Genomic DNA, 2,805 nt, shown 5'->3' with positions numbered 1-2,805 from the left:
TCCCACGCACCCGTACGTCCTACCCTGGCTACTGATATAATAGATTCTATTAAAAAAAGGTCAACCAGTAAAAACTGGCTAACCTTATAATACGAGCGCACCCGTTAGTTTAAGTAGATTTGTTAACAAACTCCCCATATAACACTATTTATTAATAACAATCGATAATTTACATGCTCGTTTAAGTCTTCCAATAGTTGATTTAGAAGTTCATTTGATGGAAATTTGCATTCAAGAAGATAACAGCCATCTCCACTGATTTTAAAGTTATTTATGATGTATTGCTCTTGTGTTTTTAGGAACGACAGATAAGGTTGGTGATAAGAGCTTTGTGTAATGATTGTAATAAAAGCATGGATAAAACAACCTAATTTAACTTGATTAACTTTAATGGCATATCCCTCAATCACTCCATTATCTTCTAATTTGGCAACTCTAGATGCAGCTGCTTGACCAGTCAAATGGACTTTCTCCCCCAATTCTTTCATCGTGATTCGACTGTTTTTGGATAGTTCACGCAAGATACCCATATCCGTATTATCTAACATTTATTCAAATCCTTTCATTTATCAAGTCAAATGGCCAAAAGACTTGATTTTATCTATGTATTTGCTAATTGGCCATAGTATAAACTATACGTAGATCAAAGAAAAGGAGCGATAAAGATGAATATTAAACAAATTCGAAATGCCACACTTGTTGTCGAATATGCAGGCAAAAAGTTTTTAATAGATCCGATGTTAGCTGAGAAAGGTACGAACCACCGTTCCCAAATTCATTAAGACAAGATCAATTTAATCCTTTAGTTAGTTTACCAACATCGATTGAAAAAATTATTCATGATATAGAAGCTGTCATTGTCACTCACCTACATCTAGACCACTTTGATGATGTTGCCAAAAAGGTATTGCCAAAGGATATCAAAATGTTTGTTCAAAATGAAGAAGATGCTACAGAAGTTAGAAACGCCGGTTTCCAAAATGTAGAGGTTTTACAAGAAGATACAGTCTTTGAGGGTATCCAATTAGTCAAAACAAAAGGCGAGCACGGAAGAGGAGATATATTAAAACTTGCTGGTTAAGTATGTGGCGTTGTCTTCAAACATTCAAATGAAAAAACGTTATATGTAGCTGGTGATACAGTATGGTATGAAGCAGTCCAAAAAGTGATTGATACAAATAAACCAGAAATCATTGCTGTAAATGGTGGAAATAATCAATTCTTTGAAGGCGGTTCTCTCATCATGGGGAAAGAGGATATCTATGAGGTGTATAAGTCTGCCCCTAACGCTCAGATTATTGTGAGCCACATGGAGGCTGTCAATCACTGGACACTATCAAAAAACGAATTAAAAAGCTTTCTTGATGAAAATAGAATCTCCTCTACTGTTTTAATCCCAGATGATGGCGAATCATATACATTTTAAAACAGACAAAACAATTAGTTTTCATGTTGAACGAGAGGAGAGATCATCATGTCAGTTGAAACAAATAAAGAATTAGTTTGTAGTTTTTATGAAGCACTTGAACAAGAGAACTATGAGGAACTTAAAGATTTCTGCCATCAAGACTTTGTATTTTATCCACAAGTTGATACGCCGTTTTATGGCGTAGAAGGTCTTATCGAATCAGAAAAGAACAACTTTGATGCTTTTCCAGGCTTCAAAATGCCGATTAAATCTCTTGCGGCTGAAGGAGATCAAGTAGCCGTTTATTTCATATTTGAAGGTTCGCATACAGGTACTCCATTTCATGGTGCCACCGCAACAGGAAAAAACGTTAAATTTTCTCTTCTGATGCTTTTACGAATTGCGGACGGCAAAATCATTGAGAAAAGATCTCATGTTGATAAGCATGATATTCTCCGGCAACTTGGCGTTAACTCCTAACTCTTTAAAAGATAACTATTGTGATAGTTTCTTAACTAGTCAATTTAGCTAATCATGAGAACCTTTAAGGGTCTTTCAAACTATAGACAATTTGGACGTTGATTGGAACGTAGGGCACTCGCTTTCCGCGGGCGGTCCGCCCTCGGGGCCTCCCTTAGACGCGCTTTTCTAAGCAGGAGTCTCGTACCTTCCGTTCCAATCAAGTTTGTTTTAACTTTTAGATAGAACCCTTTTGCCTAGAGTTTTTTTTAAAAAAATAGAAGTATTAAAACTTGAGGTGATGAGGATGCTTTCTAAACATGATTCTATTCGCGAGACCAACTTGAAATGATTACTTTAGATCAACTGGTGCCACCGAACCTTTGGTTCGTAAAATGGAGGCTGCCATTAATTAAAAAAAGATGGCCAATTGGACATGGAAGGTCCAAAAATGGCCTAACCTAGTGGGCTCGTAGAGCCCCAATCTCTTAACTTTAGGCGAAAATTCAAAAGGGATTTCAAAAGGGGTTCGGAATTTTTTAACTCCGAACCCCTTTTGTCTACAAACAGTGAGACCCTTTAAGGGTCTTTTTTATTATTCTAAAAGCTATTGATGTGATAATTAATTAATAACTACCGTGTTAGTCCGTACTCTGTGTGTCCAGCCAGCTCTAATGTCATTTTCTTTAGTGAATGATTTAAACCGTCCGTTTGTTTAATTACTTGAATAAGCTAATTAACAACGTAATTGAAAGTAAAATGGTCAATAGTTTTTCAATACTTTTCTCCTATTCATAACATTTCTATGTTTCTAGAAAAATAGAAAGTAATAACAATAACTTAACAATGAGGCTATAGGGATTTTTCAACTTTTTCATTAGTAAACTCCTTCATATCAAAATATTTATTGACATCCATTAATAATGAACGTATAGTTT

Annotated in this window: 2 protein-coding genes and 1 pseudogene; 2 read left to right on the top strand and 1 reads right to left on the bottom strand. The window is 35.5% G+C overall.

The features are described from left to right. Positions 1–122: 122 nt before the first annotated feature. The gene (locus ACFWE9_RS26520; protein WP_377359624.1) at positions 123–548 is read right to left on the bottom strand and encodes an Lrp/AsnC family transcriptional regulator; all 426 of its coding nucleotides are present in this window, start codon (positions 546–548) and stop codon (positions 123–125) included. A gap of 117 nt (positions 549–665) precedes the next feature. Here ACFWE9_RS26520 and ACFWE9_RS26515 point away from each other — a divergent pair. Together ACFWE9_RS26515 and ACFWE9_RS26510 are read left to right on the top strand one after the other, a co-directional pair. After that, positions 666–1,426, top strand: a pseudogene (locus ACFWE9_RS26515) (MBL fold metallo-hydrolase). A 48-nt stretch (positions 1,427–1,474) separates the two neighbouring features. Next, on the top strand, positions 1,475–1,888 hold the full coding sequence (locus ACFWE9_RS26510; protein WP_377359623.1) for an ester cyclase: 414 nt from the start codon (positions 1,475–1,477) through the stop codon (positions 1,886–1,888). The last annotated feature ends 917 nt before the right edge of the window (positions 1,889–2,805 follow it).

Origin of the sequence: Peribacillus sp. NPDC060253 (genome assembly GCF_042727425.1) — a bacterium.
Taxonomy (GTDB): Bacteria; Bacillota; Bacilli; order Bacillales; family DSM-1321; genus Peribacillus.
Note: the sequence above shows the minus strand (reverse complement) of the source record. Positions and strands in the feature narration are given on the sequence as shown.